The sequence below is a fragment of the Megasphaera massiliensis genome, assembly GCF_036305205.1.
GTDB lineage: Bacteria > Bacillota > Negativicutes > Veillonellales > Megasphaeraceae > Megasphaera > Megasphaera massiliensis.
Map to the genome: position 1 here is coordinate 1 of NZ_JAXIXE010000044.1, position 23,342 is coordinate 23,342.

Annotated in this window: 15 protein-coding genes; 12 read left to right on the top strand and 3 right to left on the bottom strand. The window is 49.8% G+C overall.

Features of this window, described 5'->3' with window-relative positions; all coding sequences use genetic code 11:
- From UCI88_RS09795 to UCI88_RS09850, 12 genes are all read left to right on the top strand, one after another.
- A partial coding sequence (locus UCI88_RS09795) for an EF-Tu C-terminal domain-related protein (RefSeq protein ID WP_462677392.1) occupies positions 1-206 on the top strand: 206 nt, incomplete at its 5' end.
- Between the two features lie 190 nt (positions 207-396).
- Positions 397-1,281 (top strand): mechanosensitive ion channel family protein, encoded by an 885-nt coding sequence (locus tag UCI88_RS09800; RefSeq protein ID WP_256179813.1) that lies wholly within the window; start codon positions 397-399, stop codon positions 1,279-1,281.
- A gap of 255 nt (positions 1,282-1,536) precedes the next feature.
- Entirely contained in the window at positions 1,537-3,057 is a 1,521-nt protein-coding gene (locus UCI88_RS09805) for an L-lactate permease (RefSeq protein ID WP_256179816.1), read from the top strand.
- Positions 3,058-3,583: 526 nt separating this feature from the next.
- Complete coding sequence (gene pct, locus UCI88_RS09810) at positions 3,584-5,137, top strand: propanoyl-CoA transferase Pct (RefSeq protein WP_044502862.1); 1,554 nt, start codon at positions 3,584-3,586, stop codon at positions 5,135-5,137.
- A 27-nt stretch (positions 5,138-5,164) separates the two neighbouring features.
- Positions 5,165-6,079: a VOC family protein gene (locus tag UCI88_RS09815; protein ID WP_044502861.1), complete on the top strand. Its 915-nt coding sequence runs from the start codon at positions 5,165-5,167 to the stop codon at positions 6,077-6,079.
- 24 nt (positions 6,080-6,103) lie between these two features.
- Complete coding sequence (locus UCI88_RS09820) at positions 6,104-6,880, top strand: acyl-CoA dehydratase activase (RefSeq protein ID WP_044502860.1); 777 nt, start codon at positions 6,104-6,106, stop codon at positions 6,878-6,880.
- A gap of 21 nt (positions 6,881-6,901) precedes the next feature.
- A complete protein-coding gene (locus UCI88_RS09825; protein WP_044502859.1) occupies positions 6,902-8,188 on the top strand; it encodes a 2-hydroxyacyl-CoA dehydratase subunit D in 1,287 nt (428 codons plus the stop codon).
- Positions 8,188-9,306 (top strand): 2-hydroxyacyl-CoA dehydratase subunit D, encoded by a 1,119-nt coding sequence (locus UCI88_RS09830; RefSeq protein WP_302357509.1) that lies wholly within the window; start codon positions 8,188-8,190, stop codon positions 9,304-9,306. Before UCI88_RS09825 ends, UCI88_RS09830 begins: the two co-directional genes overlap by 1 nt.
- 186 nt (positions 9,307-9,492) lie before the next feature.
- The gene (locus UCI88_RS09835; protein ID WP_044502857.1) at positions 9,493-10,641 is read left to right on the top strand and encodes an acyl-CoA dehydrogenase; all 1,149 of its coding nucleotides are present in this window, start codon (positions 9,493-9,495) and stop codon (positions 10,639-10,641) included.
- 256 nt (positions 10,642-10,897) lie between these two features.
- On the top strand, positions 10,898-12,133 hold the full coding sequence (locus UCI88_RS09840) for a MalY/PatB family protein (RefSeq protein ID WP_256179811.1): 1,236 nt from the start codon (positions 10,898-10,900) through the stop codon (positions 12,131-12,133).
- Positions 12,134-12,423: 290 nt separating this feature from the next.
- Complete coding sequence (locus UCI88_RS09845; protein WP_256179810.1) at positions 12,424-12,528, top strand: N-acetyltransferase; 105 nt, start codon at positions 12,424-12,426, stop codon at positions 12,526-12,528.
- Between the two features lie 168 nt (positions 12,529-12,696).
- Positions 12,697-14,703 carry a heavy metal translocating P-type ATPase gene (locus UCI88_RS09850; RefSeq protein WP_256179809.1) on the top strand — a complete coding sequence of 669 codons (2,007 nt, stop codon included), beginning with the start codon at positions 12,697-12,699 and terminating at the stop codon, positions 14,701-14,703.
- A gap of 90 nt (positions 14,704-14,793) precedes the next feature.
- Here the strand turns inward: UCI88_RS09850 and UCI88_RS09855 are convergent, their stop codons facing one another.
- From UCI88_RS09855 to UCI88_RS09865, 3 genes are all read right to left on the bottom strand, one after another.
- Positions 14,794-16,650 (bottom strand): APC family permease, encoded by a 1,857-nt coding sequence (locus UCI88_RS09855; RefSeq protein WP_256179808.1) that lies wholly within the window; start codon positions 16,648-16,650, stop codon positions 14,794-14,796.
- A 199-nt stretch (positions 16,651-16,849) separates the two neighbouring features.
- Positions 16,850-20,101, bottom strand: coding sequence for a YadA-like family protein (locus UCI88_RS09860; RefSeq protein WP_256179807.1), 3,252 nt, complete (start codon positions 20,099-20,101; stop codon positions 16,850-16,852).
- 553 nt (positions 20,102-20,654) lie between these two features.
- The gene (locus tag UCI88_RS09865) at positions 20,655-22,865 is read right to left on the bottom strand and encodes a YadA-like family protein (RefSeq protein WP_256179806.1); all 2,211 of its coding nucleotides are present in this window, start codon (positions 22,863-22,865) and stop codon (positions 20,655-20,657) included.
- Between the last annotated feature and the right edge of the window lie 477 nt (positions 22,866-23,342).

Here is a 23,342-nt window from a genome sequence, read left to right on the forward strand (position 1 = left end):
ATCGTCCGCAGTTCTACTTCCGTACAACGGACGTAACGGGCGTCATCCAGCTTCCGGAAGGCACTGAAATGTGCATGCCTGGCGATAACGTCAAAATGGACGTCGAATTGATCACTCCGATTGCTATCGAAGCCGGTCTCCGCTTCGCTATTCGTGAAGGCGGCCGTACCGTCGGTGCCGGCGTCGTTTCCGAAATCGAAGGCTAATTACCATACACCCAGCAGATACGCAGGTATCTGTTAACAGAAGCTATAATGGCTGTGAGATTTTCTCCGGCTGTTATAGCTTCTTTTTTGTTGTCCGAGGGGAGCATCCGGGGGCTTTTCATGATATAATAATGGCACATAGTTTTATAATTTGCTTTTTCTGTATGTGCGTACACAGGAGGTACTGTCTATGAATCTTGCTGCCAATACGGTCCAGGCTGCCAGCACCGTCCGGGCTGACGTTAAGAACCAAGTTACGGAAGGCGTTTCGGCCCTTGGCCAATTCAATGATTTCCTGGTGGATTATGCGCCGGACATCATTGCGGCCATCATCATCTTCATCATCGGTCGCTATATCGCCGGAGCTATAAAAAAACTGGCCATTCGCATGATGACCCATGCCAATTATGACCATACAGTCATTACCTTTGTCAGTCAAATTATTTACTATGCCCTCATGGCCATTGTCCTCTTGTCGGCTCTCAACAAGCTGGGGATTCCTACGAATTCCTTCTTGGCCGCCTTCGGTGCCTTCGGCTTGGCTGTCGGCTTAGCTTTGCAGGGCAACCTGTCAAACTTTGCGTCAGGCCTGTTGATTTTAGTCTTTAAGCCCTTTAAAGCCGGTGACTGGATCGCTGTCGGCGGTGTAGAAGGCAGTGTCAAGGGCATTCAAATGCTGAATACGGCCATTACCACCAAGGACAACAAGACCGTTTTTATCCCGAATTCGACGATTACGACGTCTCAAGTTTCCAATAGCTCATATCAAACGGAGCGCTATATTACCTTCTTATTTGATATTGGCTATAACAATGATCACCATAAGGCAATCGCCTTATTGAAACAGATCTTTAAAGAGGAACCTCGTATCCTCAACGCCGACGATTTAGAAATCGGAATCAAGGAATTCGGTGACAACTCGGTGCGAATTGCAGCCTATCCGAAGGTTGCCAAGGCCGATTACCTGCCTGTATTCTACGATACCATGTCCAAGGTCAAGGACACCTTTGATGCCAACGGCATTGATATTCCGTATCCGCAGCGAGTCGTTTATATTCAAAAAGACGATGAGTGAGTGCCGATGTACCGTAAAGCTATCCCTTTTGTTTGGGATAGCTTTTTTTTGAAAAAATAGTCCGGCCGATATGAAGCGCGTCCCTCGTTCTGCCGGCAGACTGCCGGTTCGGCCGCTTTTAATATGATTAAAATAAATTGATTTATTCTTCCTGCTTGGTATATAATCATATCATGTTATTATAGAATTAATATTTTTAAAATTGATTCTATTTTAGAATTTAATGACTTAGAAAAGAAAGGAAGAATCTCTATGATGGTATTTTTATTGGCATTATCCCCGATTCTATGGCTTATCCTATCGCTGGGTTTCTTTAAGATGCCGGGCTTTAAGGCCTGTCCCATTGCCTTGGTACTTGCCTTAGCCGTGGCACTGACGGCGTATCAAATGGATGGGCAAGATGCCGCTTCGGCGGCCTTAGAAGGCGTGGCCCTGGCGTGCTGGCCTATTTTATTGGTTATCATCGCGGCGATTTTTACGTATAATCTCGCCGTACATACGAAGAGTATGGATATTATCAAACATATGCTTACGACAGTCAGCAAGGACCGCCGCATCCTGACCCTTCTCATTGCCTGGGGTTTCGGTGCCTTCATGGAAGGCATGGCCGGTTTCGGTACGGCCATTGCGATTCCGGCGTCGATGTTGGCGGCCCTTGGCTTCAATCCTATTAAGTCCATTCTCGTCTGTTTAGTCGCTAATTCCGTTCCTACGACGTATGGCTCTATTGGGATTCCGGCCAGTACCCTGGCCAATCTGACCGGTCTCGATCCCATTCGGATTTCTTCCTATATTAGCCTGCAGCTGCTGCCGCTCAATCTGATTTGTCCTTTTCTCATCGTCCTTATTATCGGCGGATCCCTGAAAGCCTTGAAAGGCGTCTTCCTGATTACGCTGCTGTCCGGACTGGCTTTAGCCGTACCGGAGCTCATCATTTCATCCTTTGTCGGTCCTGAGCTGGCCGTCATGGGGTCATCGGTCGTCATTATGGCCGTCATTATCTTGTATTCCCGGTTTCAATCGAGTGAGGCACCGGAATACACCATGGATATCCATCCGGCCCATGTCCCGCTTAAAGGGGGGCTGCTGGCCTGTCTGCCTTTTATTCTGATCTTTATCTTTCTGCTGATGACGTCGAAGCTCGTGCCCTTCATATATGGCCCACTCATGGCCATTAAATCGTCGGTCTCGATTTATACCGGTGAAGGCGGCGTTCCCTATACCTTTGTATGGGTGAATACGCCGGGGATTCTCATCCTATTGGCAGCCTTTATCAGCGGCAAGGTGCAGTCCTCCGGCTTTGGGGAAATGCTGACCGTCCTCGGTCGTACCATTGTAGGCCTTCGCAGTACGATCATTACCATCATTGCCGTCATTGCAACGGCAAAGGTTATGGGATACAGCGGTATGACTTCAGAAATCGCGCAGACGGCTGTCAATGCGACGGGATCCTTGTACCCGGCCATTGCGCCCTTGGTCGGGTCGATCGGTACCTTCATCACCGGTTCCGGGACGTCGAGCAACGTTTTGTTTGGCAATCTTCAGACTGATGCAGCTGTCGCCATCAATGCTGATAAAGGTTGGTTGGCCGCGGCGAATGCAGCCGGAACTTGTGCCGGCAAGATGATTTCGCCGCAGAGCATTGCCATTGCTGTCGGGGCGATTTCCCTAAAGGGGAAGGATAATGAGATTTTACAGGCTATTGTGAAAGTATATATCCCGTATATCCTTATTTTAGGGGGAGTCGTTTATTTTGGTCAGGCCTTTATTCCCTGAATCACTAGGGGAGAGGCGGACACGATGTATGTCGTGTCCGCTTTTTTTGTTGTCAGGAATCGATACACTATAATGTTCTTAATACAAACTATTCCTCAAACAAACTTAGTACTGAAATTCACGAACCATGCCTAATTATCATAATTGAAAAGAGACAGTACTTTTTAATCATGCAAATTTCAGGACACTTTTTATATTTATGATATTGATTATTGGGAACAAGATGGGCTCCATATTTTGAAGGAGGACATAAAAGACGAGAGGTCGTCGTTGTAAAGCCATTGTAAATTTTTAATGAGGAATGCTTACAGAATAGATTCGAGTTTTCCTATCAAAACTATTAATTCTTAAACGGAATTAATTTATAGATTATTCATTCCATAAAATGAACTTTCTCAATAATATTCGTTGACGTTATCGATTTTAAGTGATATCATTCTATTAAGTAATTGAGATATGGAAAATTTTCACAAAGAATGAACGATATCATGTCGAACCATTCAATGTGCAGGAGGCAATCAGGGGAATGAGAAAAGTTAACATCATTACGGCTGAACAAGCAGCTCAGCTGGTAAAGGATAACGATACGATCACATCGATCGGGTTTGTCAGCAGCGCCCATCCGGAAGCGTTGACCAAAGCCTTGGAAAAACGGTTTTTGGAAACGAATACACCGCAGAATCTCACCTATATTTACGCAGGTTCTCAAGGGATTCGCGATGGTCGTGCTGCCGAACACCTGGCTCATACGGGACTTTTAAAACGAGCCATCATCGGTCACTGGCAGACCGTACCGGCTATCGGGAAATTGGCTGTCGATAATAAAATCGAAGCCTATAACTTTTCTCAGGGCACCCTCGTTCATTGGTTCCGTGCTTTGGCCGGCCACAAGCTTGGCGTCTTCACCGACATCGGTTTGGAAACTTTCTTGGATCCCCGCCAGCTCGGCGGCAAACTGAACGACGTAACCAAGGAAGACTTGGTTAAACTGATTGAAGTTGAAGGCCATGAACAGCTGTTCTATCCGACCTTCCCCGTACAGGTCGCCTTCCTTCGCGGCACCTATGCCGATGAATCGGGTAATATTACGATGGACGAAGAAATCGGGCCTTTCGAAAGTATTTCCGTGGCTCAGGCCGTTCACAACTGCGGCGGCAAGGTCGTCGTTCAGGTCAAAGACGTCGTCGCTCACGGCAGTCTCGATCCGCGGATGGTCAAGATTCCCGGTATCTATGTCGACGATGTCGTCATCGCCGCTCCGGAAGATCATCAGCAGACCTATGACTGTCAGTATGATCCGTCTTTAAGCGGCGAACATCGGGCTCCGGAAGGCGCTGCCGAGGAAGCCCTTCCCATGAGTGCCAAGAAAATCATCGGTCGCCGCGGTGCCTTGGAACTGACCGAAAATGCCGTCGTCAACCTCGGCGTCGGTGCTCCGGAATACGTTGCCTCCGTTGCCGGTGAAGAAGGGATTGCCGATACGATTACCCTTACCGTCGAAGGCGGTGCCATTGGCGGCGTACCGCAGGGCGGTGTTCGCTTCGGTTCCTCCCGCAATGCCGATGCCATCATCGACCATACGTATCAGTTTGACTTTTACGATGGCGGCGGTTTGGATATGGCTTATTTGGGACTGGCTCAGTGCGACAGCACGGGCAACATCAACGTCAGCAAGTTCGGCACTCACGTTGCCGGCTGCGGCGGTTTCCCGAATATTTCTCAGCAGACCAAAAATGTTTTCTTCTGCGGCACCTTTACGGCGGGCGGCTTGAAAGTAGCTGTGGAAGACGGTAAGGTCAAGATCTTAAAAGAAGGCAAGGCCAAGAAATTCATCAAGGCCGTCGATCAGATTACCTTCAACGGTTCCTATGCCGCCCGCAATGGCAAACGCGTTCTCTACATTACCGAACGATGCGTCTTTGAATTGACCAAAGACGGGCTGGCCCTCATCGAAGTCGCGCCGGGCATCGATATCGAAAAAGATATCTTGGCTCACATGGACTTCAAACCGATTATCAATAACCCCAAAACCATGGACGCCCGCATCTTCCAGGACGGTCCCATGGGACTGAAAAAATAAATCTCTCGCTGTAAAGGAGACCTTACTATGAAACCAATGAGACTCCATCACGTAGGCATTGTCTTGCCGACGTTAGAAAAAGCCCACGAATTCATGCAGAATAACGGCCTTGAAATCGACTATGCCGGTTATGTCGACGCCTATCAGGCCGATCTGATCTTCACGAAATTCGGTGACTATGCAAGCCCGATTGAAATGATCATCCCGCACTCCGGGGTCCTTACCAAATTCAACGGCGGCCGCGGCGGCATCGCGCACATCGCCTTTGAAGTCGACGACGTCGAAGGCGTCCGTAAAGAAATGGAAGCCAAGTGCCCGGGCTGCATGCTGGAACAGAAAGCCGTACAGGGGACGGACGACATCATCGTCAACTTCCGCCGCCCTTCGACCAACCAGGGTATCCTCGTCGAATACGTTCAGACGACGGCACCCATTACAGGCCGCGGCGAAGATCCCTTCGTAAAGGCCATGGGGGCTGAAAAAGGAAAGCTCCGTGAACCGTGGCATCCCATGCGGCTCCACCATATCGGCATCGTCCTGCCGACCTTGGAAAAGGCCCATGATTTCATAGAAACGAATGGCCTTGAAGTCGACTATGCCGGCTTCGTCGATGCCTACCATGCCGACCTTATCTTTACGAAGAAAGATAAAAACAGTACGCCCATTGAATTCATCATCCCTCGGGAAGGGGTATTGAAGGACTTCAATCACGGAAAAGGCGGTATTGCCCACATTGCCTTTGAAGTCGACGACGTCGAAAAAGTACGGCAGATCATGGAAGGCCAGCAAGAAGGCTGTATGCTGGAAAAGAAAGCCGTCCAGGGAACGGACGACATCGTCGTCAACTTCCGCCGTCCCAGCACGGACGCCGGTATCCTCGTCGAATACGTCCAAACCGTTGCGCCCATCAATCGCAGCAATCCCAATCCGTTTCAGAATTGATTTTTGTGAAAAAAGGTGACCATCATGTATACTCTCGGAATCGATGTTGGTTCGTCTTCTTCGAAAGCCGTCATTTTGGAAGACGGCAAGAAAATCATTGCCCAAGCCGTCGTTGAAATCGGTACCGGTTCATCCGGTCCGGAACGGGTCTTGGACGAAGTCTTTGAAAAGACGAACTTAAAGATAGAAGATATGGCCAATATCATCGCCACTGGTTACGGCCGCTTCAACGTCGACTGCGCCAAGGGCGAAGTCAGCGAAATTACCTGTCATGCTAAAGGCGCTCTCTTCGAATGCCCGGGCACGACGACCATCCTCGATATTGGCGGTCAGGACGTCAAGTCGATTAAACTTAACAGTCAGGGACTGGTCATGCAGTTTGCCATGAATGACAAATGCGCTGCCGGTACGGGCCGTTTTCTCGACGTCATGTCCAAGGTACTGGAAATCCCCATGTCTGAAATGGGGGACTGGTACTTCAAATCGAAGCATCCGGCGGCTGTCAGCAGTACCTGCACGGTCTTTGCAGAATCGGAAGTCATTTCCCTCTTGTCGAAGAACATCCCTAAAGAAGACATCGTAGCCGGTGTCCATCAGTCCATTGCTGCCAAGGCCTGCGCCCTCGTGCGCCGCGTCGGTGTCGGCGGTGACCTGACCATGACCGGCGGCGGTTCCCGCGACCCCGGTGTCGTCGATGCCGTATCGAAAGAATTAGGTATCCCTGTCAGAGTAGCCCTCCATCCTCAGGCCGTTGGCGCCTTGGGAGCCGCTCTGATTGCTTATGATAAAATCAAGAAATAAGTCAAAGGAGAGAACAGAATCATGAGTGAAGAAAAAACAGTAGATATTGAAAGCATGAGCGCCAAGGACGCCCTTGGTTACTTCTTGCCGAAAGTCGATGAAGACGCACGCAAAGCTAAAAAAGAAGGCCGCCTCGTTTGCTGGTCCGCCTCGGTAGCACCTCCGGAATTCTGCACGGCCATGGATATTGCCATCGTCTATCCGGAAACTCACGCTGCCGGCATCGGTGCCCGTCATGGTGCTCCGGCTATGCTCGAAGTTGCCGAAAATAAAGGCTATAACCAGGATATCTGTTCCTACTGCCGCGTCAACATGGGCTATATGGAACTCATCAAACAGGAAGCCCTTACGGGCAAAACTCCGGAAGTCTTGAAGAATTCTCCGGCTTCTCCCATTCCCCTTCCGGACGTCGTCCTCACGTGCAACAATATTTGCAATACCCTCCTCAAATGGTATGAAAACTTGGCCAAAGAACTGAACGTTCCTCTCATCAACATCGACGTACCGTTCAACCATGAATTCCCGGTTACGAAACACGCTAAACAGTACATCGTCGGCGAATTCAAACATGCTATTTCTCAGCTCGAAGAACTCTGCGGCCGCCCCTTTGACTATGAAAAATTCTTTGAAGTCCAGAAACAGACTCAGCGCTCCATCGCTGCCTGGAACAAGATTGCGACCTACTTCAAATACAAACCGTCGCCGCTCAACGGTTTTGACCTCTTCAACTACATGGGTCTCGCCGTTGCCGCTCGTTCTTTGAACTACTCTGAAATCACGTTCAACAAATTCCTCAAGGAATTGGATGAAAAAGTTGCCAATAAGAAATGGGCCTTCGGCGACAATGAAAAATCTCGTGTTACCTGGGAAGGCATTGCCGTTTGGATCGCTCTCGGCCATACCTTTAAAGAACTCAAGGGTCAGGGCGCTCTCATGACCGGTTCTGCTTATCCCGGCATGTGGGACGTTTCTTATGAACCGGGCAACCTCGAATCCATGGCAGAAGCTTATTCCCGAACCTATATCAACTGCTGCCTCGAACAGCGCGGTGCCGTTCTTGAAAAAGTTGTCCGCGACGGCAAATGCGACGGCCTGATCATGCATCAGAACCGTTCCTGCAAGAACATGAGCCTCCTCAACAACGAAGGCGGCCAGCGCGTTCAGAAGAACCTCGGCGTACCGTATGTCATCTTCGACGGTGACCAGACCGATGCCCGAAACTTCTCAGAAGCTCAGTTCGATACCCGTGTCGAAGCTTTGACCGAAATGATGGCAGATAAAAAAGCCAGTGAAGGAGGAAATCACTAATGAGTCAGATTGATGAACTTATCAGCAAATTTCAAGAAGTATCCAACCATCCTCAAAAGACGGTTTTAAACTATAAAAGTCAGGGCAAACGCCTGGTCGGCATGATGCCTTACTATGCCCCGGAAGAAATCGTATACGCAGCCGGCTGTCTCCCTGTCGGTATGTTCGGTGCCCAGAAACCGCAGATTGCCGCTGCCCGTACCTATCTGCCTCCCTTTGCTTGTTCCTTGATGCAGGCCGATATGGAACTCCAGCTCAACGGTACTTATGACTGCCTCGATGCCGTCATCTTCTCCGTACCCTGCGACACCTTGCGCTGCATGAGCCAGAAATGGCACGGCAAGGCTCCGGTCATCGTATTTACCCATCCGCAGAACCGCAAGATTCGCCCGGCCGTCGACTTCCTCAAAGCCGAATACGAACACGTCCGCGCTGAATTGGAACGCATCCTCGGCGTCAAGATTTCCGACCTTGCCATCCAGGAAGCCATCAACGTATACAACGAAAACCGCCGTGCTATGCGCGAATTCTGCGACGTTGCCGCTCAGTATCCGCAAATCTTCACGCCGGTAAAACGTCACGACGTCATCAAAGCTCGTTGGTTCATGGACAAGGCAGAACACACGACCCTCATTCGTCAGCTCATCGACGCCGTCAAGAAAGAACCGGTACAGCCGTGGAATGGCAAGAAAGTCGTCCTTTCGGGCATCATGGCCGAACCGGATGAATTCCTCGATATCTTCAGCGAATTCAACATTGCCGTCGTTGCCGACGACCTGGCTCAGGAATCCCGTCAGTTCCGTACGGATGTACCGTCCGGCATCGATCCCTTGGAACAGCTCGCTCAGCAGTGGCAGGATTTCGACGGCTGCCCCTTGGCCCTGAATCCGGACAAACCGCGCGGACAGATGCTCATCGACATGACCAAGAAATACAAGGCCGACGCTGTCGTCGTCTGCATGATGCGTTTCTGCGATCCTGAAGAATTTGACTATCCGATTTACAAACCGGAATTTGAAGAAGCCGGTGTCCGCTACACCGTCCTCGACCTCGATATTGAATCTCCGTCTCTGGAACAGCTCCGCACGCGTATCCAGGCCTTCTCGGAAATTCTCTAAGCCTTGGTTTCACTTGGGCGGGACCCCGTGAGGAGCCGGCCACAATATAACCTGTCTTCCCTGGCAGGATGCATAGCTTGAAGCCCGTTTCTAGCGGGCTTTGGGCTATCAATGTTGCTTTAAAGACGGCCTCGCCGTTTTTAAATATAAAGATATACATATAATCTTTTAGGAGGAAATTCAATCATGGATTTTAAACTTTCTGAATTACAGCAAGATATTGCCAATCTCGCAAAAGATTTTGCTGAAAAAAAATTAGCTCCTACTGTAAAAGACCGCGATGAAAAAGAAGTTTTTGACCGCGCTATCCTCGATGAAATGGGCACCCTCGGCCTTCTCGGTATTCCCTGGGAAGAAGAAAACGGCGGCGTTGGCGCTGACTTCCTCAGCCTCGTTGTAGCCTGCGAAGAAGTCGCTAAAGTCGACCCCTCCATTGCCCTCAGCTTCGAAGTACATACCATGCTCTGCTCCTGGCCGATTTGGAAATTCGGCACGGCCGAACAGAAAGCTAAATTCCTCAAACCCTTGGCAGAAGGCACGAAACTCGGCGCTTTCGGTCTTACCGAACCGAACGCCGGTACCGATGCCCTGAACGGTTCTACGGCAGCTGTTAAGAACGAAGACGGCAGCTACACCTTGACCGGTTCTAAAGTATTCAACACCAACGGCGGCGAAGCCGACATCACCGTTGTCTTTGCTTCGACGGACAAATCGAAGGGTGCTAAAGGCATGAGCGCTTTCATCGTTGAAAAAGGCATGGAAGGCTTCACCTACGGTAAAAAAGAAGTTAAAATGGGTATCCGCGCTTCCGTACAGCGTGAACTCGTATTCCAGAACGTAAGAATCCCGGCTGAAAACCTCCTCGGTAAAGAAGGCGAAGGCTTCAAGATCGCTATGATGACCCTCGACGGCGGCCGTATCGGCGTCGGTGCTCAGGCTCTCGGTATCGCTGAAGGCGCTTATAACGCAGCTCTCCAGTATGCAAAAGAACGTACGCAGTTCGGCAAACCGATCGGTAAATTCCAGGCTATCAGCTTCATGCTCGCCGATATGAAACTTAAGATTGAAACGGCTCGCCTTGCTGTATATCAGGCTGCTTGGAAGATGGCCCAGCCCGATGTTAAATCTTACTCCGTCGATGCTGCTATCGCTAAGAAGTACGCTTCTGACGTAGCTATGCAGGTTACCACCGATGCTGTTCAGGTATTCGGCGGCTACGGCTTCACTCGTGAATATCCGGCTGAACGCTACATGCGTGACGCTAAGATCACTCAGATTTATGAAGGCACCAACCAGGTACAGCAGATGATCATCTCCGGTGCCATCCTCAGATAATCAAAGAGTTTCCTAACCAAACTCTCCTCCTTTTGAAACACGTATAGAAATAAATAGTATGAGATAACAACCGCTTACATGAAGACCCTGCATTCGGAATAGTGCAGGGTCTTTTTTTTTTTGCGGAATCGTATTCACTTAAGCGGAAAATACCTTTTTGACGACACACAAGGCCTTTGATATACTTTGTTCATCGAACATATTGTCCGCGGAAACAGGTTGTTTCCGGTTTTGGAGGAAAGAAGGGGTGTTTGTAATGCATTACGATTTTGATGAAATCATTGATAGAAGGGGGACTCGGGCCTTAAATACCGACGGCTTCCGCAGCTATATTTTCAAGGACGTGGAAGGGAAAAAGAAATTTCCCTTTAAAGATGACGAATTTATCCGCATGTGGGTAGCCGATATGGAATTTGCGACGCCGCCGGAAATTTGCCGGGCCATGAAAGACCGAATCGACCGCCGGATTTTTGGCTATACCGGCCTGTATGATGACTCTTATTATAAGGTCTTTTCCGGTTGGTGCAAAAAGATGTACGATTGGGAATTTCCCAAAGAAGAATTAACTTTTTCTTCCGGAGTTATCCCGGCCTTATATGAAATCGTCGAAAATCTTGTAAAAGACGATGAAAAGGTCCTCATCACGACGCCTTCGTACGGCTTCTTTCAGCATGCGGCTGAATATTCCGGCAAAGAATATGTCTGCTCTCCCTTGCGGCGTGATGAAGACGGTCATTATACGATAGACTTTGAAGATTTTGCCCAAAAAGCCGCCGATCCTACGATGAAACTGGTCATCTGGTGCAATCCTCATAATCCGACGGGCCGCGTATGGACGGCTGACGAATTAAAGCGAGTTGCCGATATCGTGGAAGAAAATGACTTATGGATCATCAGTGATGAAATCCACTGCGACCTCCTGCGCAGCGGCGTCCGTCATCTTCCCATGGCAAAAATGATGGAGACCTATCCGAGGCTCATTACCTGCATGTCAGCCAGCAAGACCTTTAATATGGCGGGCCTCATGTTTTCAGATATCATCATCCGCGATCGGAAGCTGCGCCGGACTTTTGTGAAGCGCGATAAAAATGTCGGCGCCCTGAACCCTCTTTCACTGGCAGCTCATGAAGCTGCCTATGAGCACGGCGGCGAGTGGCTGAAACAAATGAAAGCTTATCTCGATGGAAACTTTCAATATGTCCATGACTTCCTGGCGGAAAAACTACCGCTCATTTCTTTTGAAATCCCGGAATCGACGTATCTGGCCTGGGTAGACATGAACCCTTACTTGAGTGATATTGCCGATATCCCCGACTTCTTTGCCAATAAGGCCGGCGTACTCCTTGAAGGCGGTGACAGTCTCTTTGTCGGCAATGCCAAAGGGTTCGTTCGTTTGAACCTGGCCATGCCGCGATCCCTTATTGAAGAAGGATTAAACCGGATATATGAAGCGGTCCGCAAGCATTCCGGCTCCGTACCGTCGGCTGATTGATGACACCTATCTTTTGTTGAGGCACTGTGGGCAGTGAACTGATTTTTTTGATATATGAGGTGTTTATTTTGAACATAAGAACAGCAACATTAGGAGATTTACAGGCCGTTACGGCCGTTGGAGCCAATTGCTTTCCGCCTGCGGAAGCGCAGCGACAGACGTCGAATTTAAAGACCGTCTGACCCATTATGGCAATCATTTTTAGCTGCTTTTCGATGAAGCGGACCTGACGGACGATATGTATGCCGATGCGTCTCTTCACAACGACCAGGGGGCCTGGCAGGTGATCTTTGGCGTCAAATACGATTTCGTCCTGCCGCCGTCAGGGCTATGTCGGAAAACTGATGCAGGCCGCCATTGATGCTGCCCGGCATCAGATGCGTCTTACTTTCTAATCGAAAATAGAACCTAGAGAGGCTGTTTCATGCGATAAAAATCTTGCATGGGACAGCCTTTTTGGATGCTTAAATGGTATATAAAATAACATATGAACACTTGAACATATGTTATTTTAATGGTATCATTAGGCATATAAAGAATGTCTTTTAAAAGGGGGCTGCGTTATGGCAGAGCATACGTTACATGAAGAAAACTGCACTTGCTGCGGTCATCATCACCATGATGACAAATACGTTGAAAAAGAAGAACACTGCAGTTGCTGCGAGGGTGAGGAATCGGTCAGTCTTGATTCTATCGGTACCTGCAGCTGCTGCCACAATGAAGAAGTAGAAGAGGAAGAAGGGGGCGCCTTGTGGACCCTGGTCGTCGGAACCCTTGTCTTTTTAATTACCTATGTAACCGACCTCGTTCCCGAAGCTTTTTCACTTCCCGCTTATATCGTCGCTTATTTACTCCTCGGCTATAGTGTCCTTCGCGAAGCGGCTGAAAATATCATGAAGCGTCAGCCTTTTGACGAAAATTTCCTCATGGCCGTAGCTACCATCGGGGCCTTCGCCATCGGTGATTATCCGGAAGCCGTTGCCGTCATGCTCTTCAGCCGTATCGGGGAAGCTATGGAAGATCGCGCTGTAAACCGCAGCCGTAAACAGGTGGCGGCTGCTATCGATATGCGGCCTGACGTCATCCACCGCCTTATGGAAGACGGAAGCACCGTTGAAGTTCCGGCTCGTGATGCTGCTGTAGGCGACATTGCCGTCGTCCGCGTCGGCGACCGCATCCCCTTGGACGGTGTCGTCGTCTCCGGCGACAGTCTTCTCGATACGTCGGCTCTGACCGGGGAACCGGTTCCCGTTACCTGCCATGAAGGGACTGAAGTCATGTCGGGCAGCATCAATACGACGGGCGTCCTCCACGTCAAGGTTACCAAGCCACTGGCGGAATCGATGGTCACTAAAATCTTGGAATCCGTCGAAAAAGCGGCGGCCAGAAAACCCAAGATCGACCGCTTTATCACTCGCTTTTCCCGCATTTATACGCCGGCTGTCGTCGCGATCGCCGCGGCTACGGCTATCATCCCGTCCTTGATTACGGGCGAATGGCATTACTGGATTTATACGGCTTTGACCTTCCTTGTCATCAGCTGCCCCTGCGCCTTGGTACTCAGCGTGCCCCTCAGCTTCTTTGCCGGCATCGGTGCCGCGTCGAAGCAGGGCATCCTGTTTAAAGGCGGTATTGCCGTCGAACAGCTTAAAAATATCGGCGCTGTCGTCTTTGATAAGACCGGGACGATTACCAAAGGAAACTTCGTCGTCCACCAGGTCCTGCCGGCCGATGGCTTTGACGAAGAAGAGGTGTTCCGCCTCAGTGCATCGGTGGAACAGGCATCGAACCACCCCATTGCCCGCAGCGTCGTCGAAGCGTCTGAAAAACGAGGCTTGACCTTGGCACAACCGGAAGCCGTTGAAGAATTTGCCGGCCAGGGTCTGAAGGCCAGCGTTGACGGTCACGTCGTCCTCTGCGGCAATCAGAAGCTCATGGACGGTCATGCCGTGGTTATGCCGACGATAGAAGCGGCTGAATACGGTGCCGAACTGTTCGTTGCCGTCGATGGCCGCTATGCCGGCCGTATGGTCGTGTCCGACACGATCAAAGAAGATGCCGTCGATGCCATTAAGGCTATTTCCGGTCTGGGCATTACGACGGCCATGCTTACCGGTGATTCTCAGCAGGCTGCCGATTACATCGCCTCCAAGACCGGTATCGACGACGTCCGGGCCAAGCTCTTGCCTCAGGATAAGGTACGACAAATGGATGAACTTCGTAAGAAATACGGTCCGGTTATGTTCGTCGGCGACGGCATCAACGATGCGCCGGTCCTGGCCGGGGCCGATGTCGGGGCAGCTATGAACAGCGGTGCCGATGCGGCCGTAGAAGCAGCTGACGTCGTCTTCATGCATTCCAAAGTCAGCGCCGTTCCTAAGGCCCTTCATCTGTCGAAAGAAACGATGAAGATTGCCAAGCAAAATGTAGTCTTTGCCTTAGGCGTCAAAGGGCTGGTCATGGTCGCCGGCTTTGCCGGTTACGCCTCCATGTGGGCTGCGGTATTCGCCGACTCCGGCGTCGCTGCCCTGTGTGTCCTCAATTCGGTCCGCATGCTCTATAAAAAATAACTGACCATCTCCCGATGACAGTTCCATAACAGAAAGCCCCGTCGAAGAAATTTCCTTCGACGGGGCTTTGTTGTAGATGCTGCTTGATTGCTATTTCGTAAACTGCAGGGGGACTGTCGATACGACGACGTCTAAGTAAGGCAGGGTACGGAGTCTTAGCAGCCAGCCGCTCTGGTTGTGAAGCAGGCGGTGCCATAATTTTTTCGTTTCAAATTCCGGGATGAGGACGGTAATCGTATCTTTGGGAGCCGTCTCTTTCCGCAGCTCTTGGATAAAGGTGATGAGCGGGTCTGTCAACTGCCGATAGGGAGACTGGAGCATGATGAGCTCGATGTCAGGTTCCAACTGCTGCCACAAGGTTTTGATCTTTTTGCCCCGTTCATCGTCGCTGTAGACGTTGACGGCATAGATTTTATCTTTCGAACCGCTGATGATCTTGGCGTAGCGAATGGCTTTGGCTACGGCTTGAGTCGGTGAAGCAATAGGGATGATGATGATATTGCGGCCTAAGTCGGTGGTCATGACCTTCCTGTATTCCTCCGGTGTCAGCAACAGCTGTTCCCGGACGTCATCATAGTGATGATGGACTTTAAGGAACATATAGACCAAGGTCGGGATGAGCAGGACGATGATCCAGGCACCGTAGATGAATTTGGTGATGAGGACGATGACGACGACGCAGGCCGTGACCAGGGCACCGAAGCCGTTGATGACGGAAAAGAGGCGCCAGTTTCGTTCCCGGCATTGTCTCCAGTGGACGACCATGGCCGATTGGGCAATGGTGAAGGAGAGGAATACGCCGATGGCATAGAGGGAAATGAGGTGCTCAATATTACCCTGGAAGAGGACGATCAAGATGCCGGCCATGAGCGTCAGGACTTGGATGCCGTTAGAATAGCTCAGGCGTTCACCGCGGTTGGCAAAGTAGCGGGGGACGTAGCCGTCGACGGCCATGAAAGAAAGGAGCGGCGGCAGGCCGTTATAGGCCGTATTGGCGGCGATGTAGAGGATGACCATCATCAAAATCTGGATGACGTAGTAAATCAAGGTCCGGCTGAAGATATCTTCGACAAGGAGAGACAACAGGGTATAGCCTTGTGTCGGTAAGAGGTGAAGATAAATGATGAGGTAACCGAGGCCTCCGAGCATGATTGCCAGGATACAGGCCATGACAGCCGTCGTTTCGATGGCGTTTTTTTGCTGAGGCGTCTTGAACATGGTGACGCCGTTGGCAATGGCTTCGATGCCGGTCATAGAACTACAGCCGTTGGCAAAGGCCCGCAGGACGATGAGCATCAGGGCGGCCTGATTCAATGGGGCTACCGTTTCGACAGCGACGGTATGAGCCGTTAGGGTGCCGTTCCAGATTTGATAGAAGCCGCCGATTAAGGTGATCCCCATGGCAGCCAAGAAGAAGTACGTCGGCCAGACGAAGACGGTTGAGGCCTCCCTGGTACCGCGCAGGTTGACGATCATCATCAGGATGAGAACGCCGAGGTCGAGATAGACGTGATAAGGGTGGAGGACCGGAAAGGCACTGACCAGCGCCGCCGTCCCTGAAGAAATGGAAACGGCAACGGTCAGGATGTAATCGGCCAGAAGCGCCGCTCCTGCCGTGAGGGCCGGGTAGACACCGAGGTATTTCATGGCGATGCCGTAAGAACCGCCGCCGCCCGGATTGACCCGGACGACTTGGGTATAGGACAGGGCAACGATGAATAATAAGGCAATGATAGCTAAGACGATAGGTCCGAAATAACGGTATGTCGCTAAGGTCGGTACCGAAGCCAGGACGATGGCAATCTGTTCCGGCCCGTACCCGACGGATGACAGGGCATCCGATGAGAAAATAGGCAGGGCCTTCCATTTTGGCATCTGTTCGCCCTCGAGTTTGGTATTCTCCAAAGGCTTGCCGAGAAGGTGGCGACTAATCGTTTTGAATAGCATGATAGCCTCCTTTTTTTATTGTAAGAAACTGCATTTTGCTAAATACAGTTCAGTATAATCCCACTTTATTATCCTGTCAACTGAGATTTTACCCTTATCATTCTCGTTGGGAATGAGGCATTGAAACCCAGCGTAAAAAAGACATCCTTTGACGCAAGGGAAAGTCAAAGGATGTCTTTTTCGTAAGGAGGAGATCGTATTATTTAGAGGCTACGAGAGCTTCTAATTTAGCAAGTCTTGCATTGAGATCCTGATTCTGGCTTTCCAGGGCTTCAATTTTTTGATTCTGGTCAGTCAGTTCTTTATCCTGCGATTCCAATTTAACGGCCATTTCCGACTTGCTCATGTGAGCGTAAGGGGAAGAAGAGCCGATTTTGAAGGAAACGCCGGCGCTGTACATGTTGTCGTTGTTGCCGATGGTAGCGGCAAGGTTTACCATGGTGTCTTCATTGGGACGATAGAAGGCGCCGAGGGCGGCAGCGTGTTCGCTCTTGTAGGAGCCGAATCCGACGGCGAAGGAGCCCTTGTCATCGGGGTCGAAATCTAAAGGATGGAGGGATGCCAAGGCAGCGGCACCGGCACCGACGCGGTTGACGTCGCGGCCAATCTGGTTGATGCGGCCGTTCATTTCGTTCATGCCGTTACCGATGTTGTTGATCGTCCGGTCGAACTGGCCTTTATTGATGGCATCACCGGCTTCGGTTGCTTCGCCGACGTTGTGAATGGCATTGCCGCCCATGTTGATGTTGCCATCCTGGATGGTAATGTTTTTCGTAGGATCGGAATTATTGATCGTCAGGCCGTTGTTGTTGATCGTCGTATTTCCCGTGCGGATGGAGTCGCCGGTGATGACCGTCTTGTTGTCGCCGGTACCAACGGTGATGCTGGTGTTGAATTCCGCCGTATTGAGGCCTTTTAAGTCTTTAGACAATTTGATGTCAAAGCCGTTCTTGGCGCTGTTGGCGACGACGCCGATGTTGTTGTCAGAGAGATTATTGACGTCGGCACCGCCGGTGAGATTCATTGTTTCGCCGAGTTTTACGCTGACCTTATTGGTCGAGTCATCTCCGGCAAAGTCGCGAGTGCCGGTGCCGATGACGCCAATGGTATCGCTGATGTTTTTGACCGTATCGGATACGTTTTTAAGCTGACCTTCCGTAGCGGCCCGGTCGGCTACGTAGCCATTGTTGTTCGGATTCCAGGTCGTGTTATCGAGACCGGTGAGGTAGCTTCCGGTTTCACTCTTTACAACCGTGCCGTCCGCTTTTTTTGCTTCAACGGTCTGATTGCCGAGGACAATGCCGCCGCCCGTCGTCATCTGGCCTTTAGAGCCGTCGATGGCGACTTGATTGTTGCCACTGCCAGCTGTGACTTTAGCGGCGTCACCATTAATGCTTACCTGTTTAGAAGAATCATTTTTATCACCTAAGGTGATGTCGTTCTTTAAGGAAACCGTCGTACCGCTGCCGTCTTTGTTGGGCGTAACGCTGATGTTATCGCCGGCAATGACTTTATTGGCGTTTACCGTATTGGTAATGCCGCTGGCAACGGACTGCAGCTGATCTTCTGTAGCTGCACGGCCGCTTACGATGTTCGCAGCATCCCAAGTCGTATTGGTAAGGCCTGTAATGCTGTTGATGCCGGTCAAATCTTTGGACAGTTTAATGGTTAAGCCGCCGTTACTGTCTGCGACGACACCGATATTGTTATCGCTCAGTTTAGAGGCATCGCTGATGCCGCCGGTAATGGAAAGGGTTTCGTTCAATTTCTTGGCGACGGTTACATCTTTTGTATCGCCGGTAAATTTCAAGCCGTCATCGAGGGTGGCTACCTGATGTTCCTGGTTGTTTTCATCAGTGTAAACGATGCGGGTAAGGCTTTCGCCGTCAAGGCCGTCAGCTCCATCTTTTACGGAGATATCAGCATAGGCGTTTTTGCCATCTTCACCTTTCGGTCCGACGATGCCGATACTGCCGGCTGTGCCGTCGGTTCCATCGGTGCCGTCCGTGCCTTTTTCACCAATGACGAGGTTATTGCTCAACTTTAAGTCGTACGTTTTCTGCCCGTCTACGTCCTTCACGGCCATGGTCAGGTTGTTGTCGCCGACATAGTCTCCAAGTTCACCGTCGGTTCCTGCTGTCGGAGCTTTTCCGTTTACGGTAATGGCCGTGTGATTATTGGCAAGGGTGGCTACCTGTTTTAACTGGGCGACGTTGACGGCGTCCGTGTCAGCCGTACCGGCAGCGAGGTTGGTGATCTGACGAGTAACGGCTTCGTTGCTGTCGGTCGTACCATAGCCTAAGCTGACGGCAGCAGCCGTTGCCTTATAGGTGGAAAGGGCACTGTCTTTGCGGAGGACAGCCTTAGCAATGCCGTCGTGTTCTTTTTCGAAGGCATTCAAGGCGGCGATGGCCGTTTTTTTACCGGCAGCTAAGTCGTTGAGTGTGGCAAGGTCGGCGGCCCGGTCAGCTTCTGTGGCGTAGGTCGTGCTGTTCATTTTAGCAGCCTGTTTATCATAGGCCATGACGGCTTTTTCATAGGCAGATTCAACCGTTTTGTAGTCATTATAGACATCTTCACCGTATGTATTGTAGAAGTTAGTGACGGCTGTGACGACACTGTCATCGCCGGTTTTGTTGGCCAGGGCTATATCGTTTGCCATCGAGTCCGTTGCCGCGCTTGTTGAGTAGATACTCTTGACAATATCTGTTGAGTCTTTGAGGGGAACGTAGCCGTAGATACCGTAACCGCGGTTGGCGTAGGAATTATCCCCTAAAGCGACGCCGTCAGAACGGATGTAGGAGTAGGTGTTTTCCGCTGTAGCAGCGCCTCTCCCGAGAGCGGTACCGCCGTACATGGCATTGGCACTGGCACCGAGGGCAACGCCGCTGTGATCTGCTTTGGCCTTATGCCCGATGGCTGTCCCGACGAGAGCCGTGGCATAGTTGCCTACTGCCGTTGAATAGTAGGATGTGGTTTGGTCATTGGTCATTGACTGGCCAATGTTGAAAATACCGCCGCTAGCTTGCATGCCCATAACGACAGCACCGGCGCCCCTTGCATCTCGGCCGACGACGGTGGCCCAGCTGGTACCGAGGTTTCTTTGCCCGACGACGGTAGCGGCGGCTGTGCTTTTATTGTCATAGCCGACGACGACAGATCCGTTATTGCCGTTGTTATTTCGTCCAATAACGGTGGTATCGGTGTTTATAGCGTAGTTGTGATCGCCGATGGTTAAGGCACCATTATACGTTTGGTTGTCAAAGCCGATGGCTACCGTATCGGCCGTCGTGGAACTGGATGATACTTTATTCGGATGATCCGTCCCCGATGTTAAATCCATTGTAACGGGATCGGCGGCTGAGACCGATAAGGAACCGCAAATCGCCAGTACGGCTAAGCATGTACTCAGGGTGACTTTCTTTTGGCTAAATCTTTTTGTTTTCTTCATAATCGTAAATCCTCCTCGATGATTCCTACTAGGCAGCTTATCGGCTCATTTTATTTTTTAACCGGATAATATGAATAATTTTAGTCCAAATTAACGGTTAAATATGATTAAAAATATCTTGTTTAACTGTAAAAAATAAATGAACCGGCAATATGCAAGTTCATATGTAGGAATATAAAATACATTTTGCTATGTATTTTCCATGGAGTATAATACTACAATTTGAAGTGAAATACAAGTCTTTATGACGATTTTTATTTAAATATATCATTGTCATGTCACAAAAACGAATGTTTTGTAGGAATTATTCCTACGAAAATTAAAAGCTTATAAATGGCTTTATATAGTCGATCATCGTTTATGATAGATTACCGAAGATGGAAATCTTGTCAGAAAAATTCCTACAAAATAATCGGTTCTAAAGTTATTGAATGGTGGGGGAAATATAAATGAGATATGACGAAAATATACCGTCATATGAAAATTCAATGAAAAAGACATCCTTCGATGTGACGATGGTATCGAAGGATGTCTGATTGGTAAGTGCGTTAGCTTATTTAGCGGCGACGAGGGCTTCTAATTTAGCTAATCTTTCATTGAGTTCTTGGTTCTGGCTTTCAATTTTTTGATTCTGAGCTGTCAATTCTTCCAGCTTGACGGCCATTTCCGACTTACTCATGTGAGCGTAAGGGGAAGCAGGGCCAATCTTAAAGGAAACGCCGGCGCTGTACATATCATCACTGTTTCCGATGGTTGCAGCGAGGTTTACCATGGTGTTTTCGTTGGGACGATAGAAGGCACCGAGGGCAGTAGCGTGTTCGCTCTTATAGGAGCCGAAGCCGACGGCGAAGGATGCTTTGTCATCGGGATCAAAATCCAAGGGATGGAGGGATGCCAAGGCAGCGGCACCGGCACCGACGCGGTTGACATTGCGGTCGATCTGGCCGATACGGCTGTTCATTTCACTCATGCCGGTGGTGAAGTTGTTGATTGTCCGATCGAACTGGCCTTTATTGATGGCATCGCCGGCTTCGGTTGCTTCGCCGACGTTGTGAATGGCATTGCCGCCCATGTTGATGTTGCCATCCTGGATGGTAATGTTTTTCGACGAGTCTTCGTTTACAATGGTAAGACCGCTATTGTTGATCGTCGTATTGCCCGTGCGGATGGAATCACCGGTAATGACCGTCTTGCTGTCTCCAGTACCGACGGTGATGCTGGTGTTGAATTCCGCCGTATTGAGGCCTTTTAAGTCTTTGGACAATTTGATGGAAACGCCGTTTTCGCCTTTTGCTACGACGCCGATATTGTCGTCAGACAGATTGGTGGTAGCAGCGCCGCCGGTGATTTCCATGGTTTCACCGACTTTGACGCTGACCTTATTCTGGTCATCGCCGGCAAAGTCGCGACTGCCGGAAGCAACTTTGTCCGTCAGTTCTTTTACGGTATTAGCAATGCCGTCGGCATAGGTTTTTACCTGTTTCAACTGGGCAACGTTGACGGCATCCGTGTCAGCCGTACCGGCAGCCAGGTTAGTGATTTGGCGAGTAATCGCTCTGGTCACAACCGATCCGTCGGCGGCGATGACGGCGGAGCGGCCGATGCTGACGGCACTGCCGTTAGCCTTGAAGGGGGACAGGGTATGTTCTTTAAGGCGGATGGCATTTTTTATGCCACTGTTTTGCTTTTCAAAAGCCGATAAGGCGTTTTTTGCATTTTCGGTCTGTGTTTCTAACACCTTTAATTCGTTGTAGTCTTTCAGTCGGTCGGCTTCAGAGGCATAGGTGGTCTCTTCCATGGCAACTCTTTTCTTATTAGCGGCCATGTCTGCCTTTTCATATTCTGAGGCCAGTGATTTCCACTCTTTATAGGTGTCTTCACCGTATTTATCGTAGAAGCCCTGTACGGCTGTTAAGACAGAGTCGCCCATTTGCTTCGCTAAGGCGAGATCATTGGCCATCGAGTCTTCTGTCTTTAAGGTTGCAGCCGTATCGCTGAGAGGGACGTAGCCATAGGCACCGTAACTGCGGTTGGCCTGGGCGCCGTCACCGAGGGCGACACCGTCGGCATGGAAGAGGGAGTAGGTGTTTTCTGCCGTTGCAGCACCGCTGCCGAGGGCCGTGCCGCCGTACAGGGCGTTTGTTTCGGTGCCTAAGGCAAGCCCTTCAAGATTTGATTTAGCCAGATAGCCAATCGATGTCCCGTTCAAGGACACGGCGCCATTGCCGATGGCTGTCGTAAAGTTTATCATGGTCGAGGTCGTCGGCTTATCAGAAATCTGGAAAGCACCGGCTCTGGCTCCGTTCCCGATTGCAATGCCACCGGCCGCTTTAGAATTGAGACCGAGTACCGTGGCATAAGAGCTGCCGTAGTTATTGAACCCGAAGACGGCACTGCCGCCGATCCCGGAGTTACTGTGACCGACGACGACAGAATCATTATTGGCGGTATTGTTTCGACCGATTGCCGTGGCCAGATGCATGCGGGCTGCATTGCTTACGGTATTGTTGGAACCGATGGCTAATCCTCCGTTTGTGGCAGTATTGTCAAAACCGATGGCAATCGTATCCTTTTGGGAGTTGCCGTTATTGGTCACTTTATTTTTGTGAGTGGTATCGGACGTTGTTAGATCCAGTGTATCGCCAACCGGTTCTTCAGTCGAGTCGGCAGCTGATACGGACAGGGTTCCACAGATGGCCAATGCGGCTAAAATGGCGATCAGGGTAGATTTTTTTCTTGGGTAGAGTGATTTTCTCATCAACATGATGCCTCCTTGGTGAGTTCGGGATGCGGGTATTATCCATTCATGTAAGTTTTTGGGAATGGGTCAAATGATGACGGATATCCGATAAAAAATATCAGCATTCTCTCTAAATAAAAAATCAGCAGAAATCTCTATTCGAGAGGCTGTTGATAAAAAATATCGAGATTCATGCATCGAAAAACGTACGTGATTTGTATTCCACGCTCCCAAATTTATGTTTTTTTTATTTAACACAAAAAGATGTGTCAAATATGTTACAATGATAATACACCAAAACGTTTAAAAATTCAAGTATATTCTTGAGAATGTGGATTTGATGTCTATGATATATATCAATCCTAAAATAAAGAAATGGCTATTAAAAGCCGTTTATTCCGGAAATAGAATGTGAAAAGGACAACTATTAAAGATTTATTAGAATTCTACGAATTGTATTTATATAAATAAATAAGTATATATATATATATATATATCAAA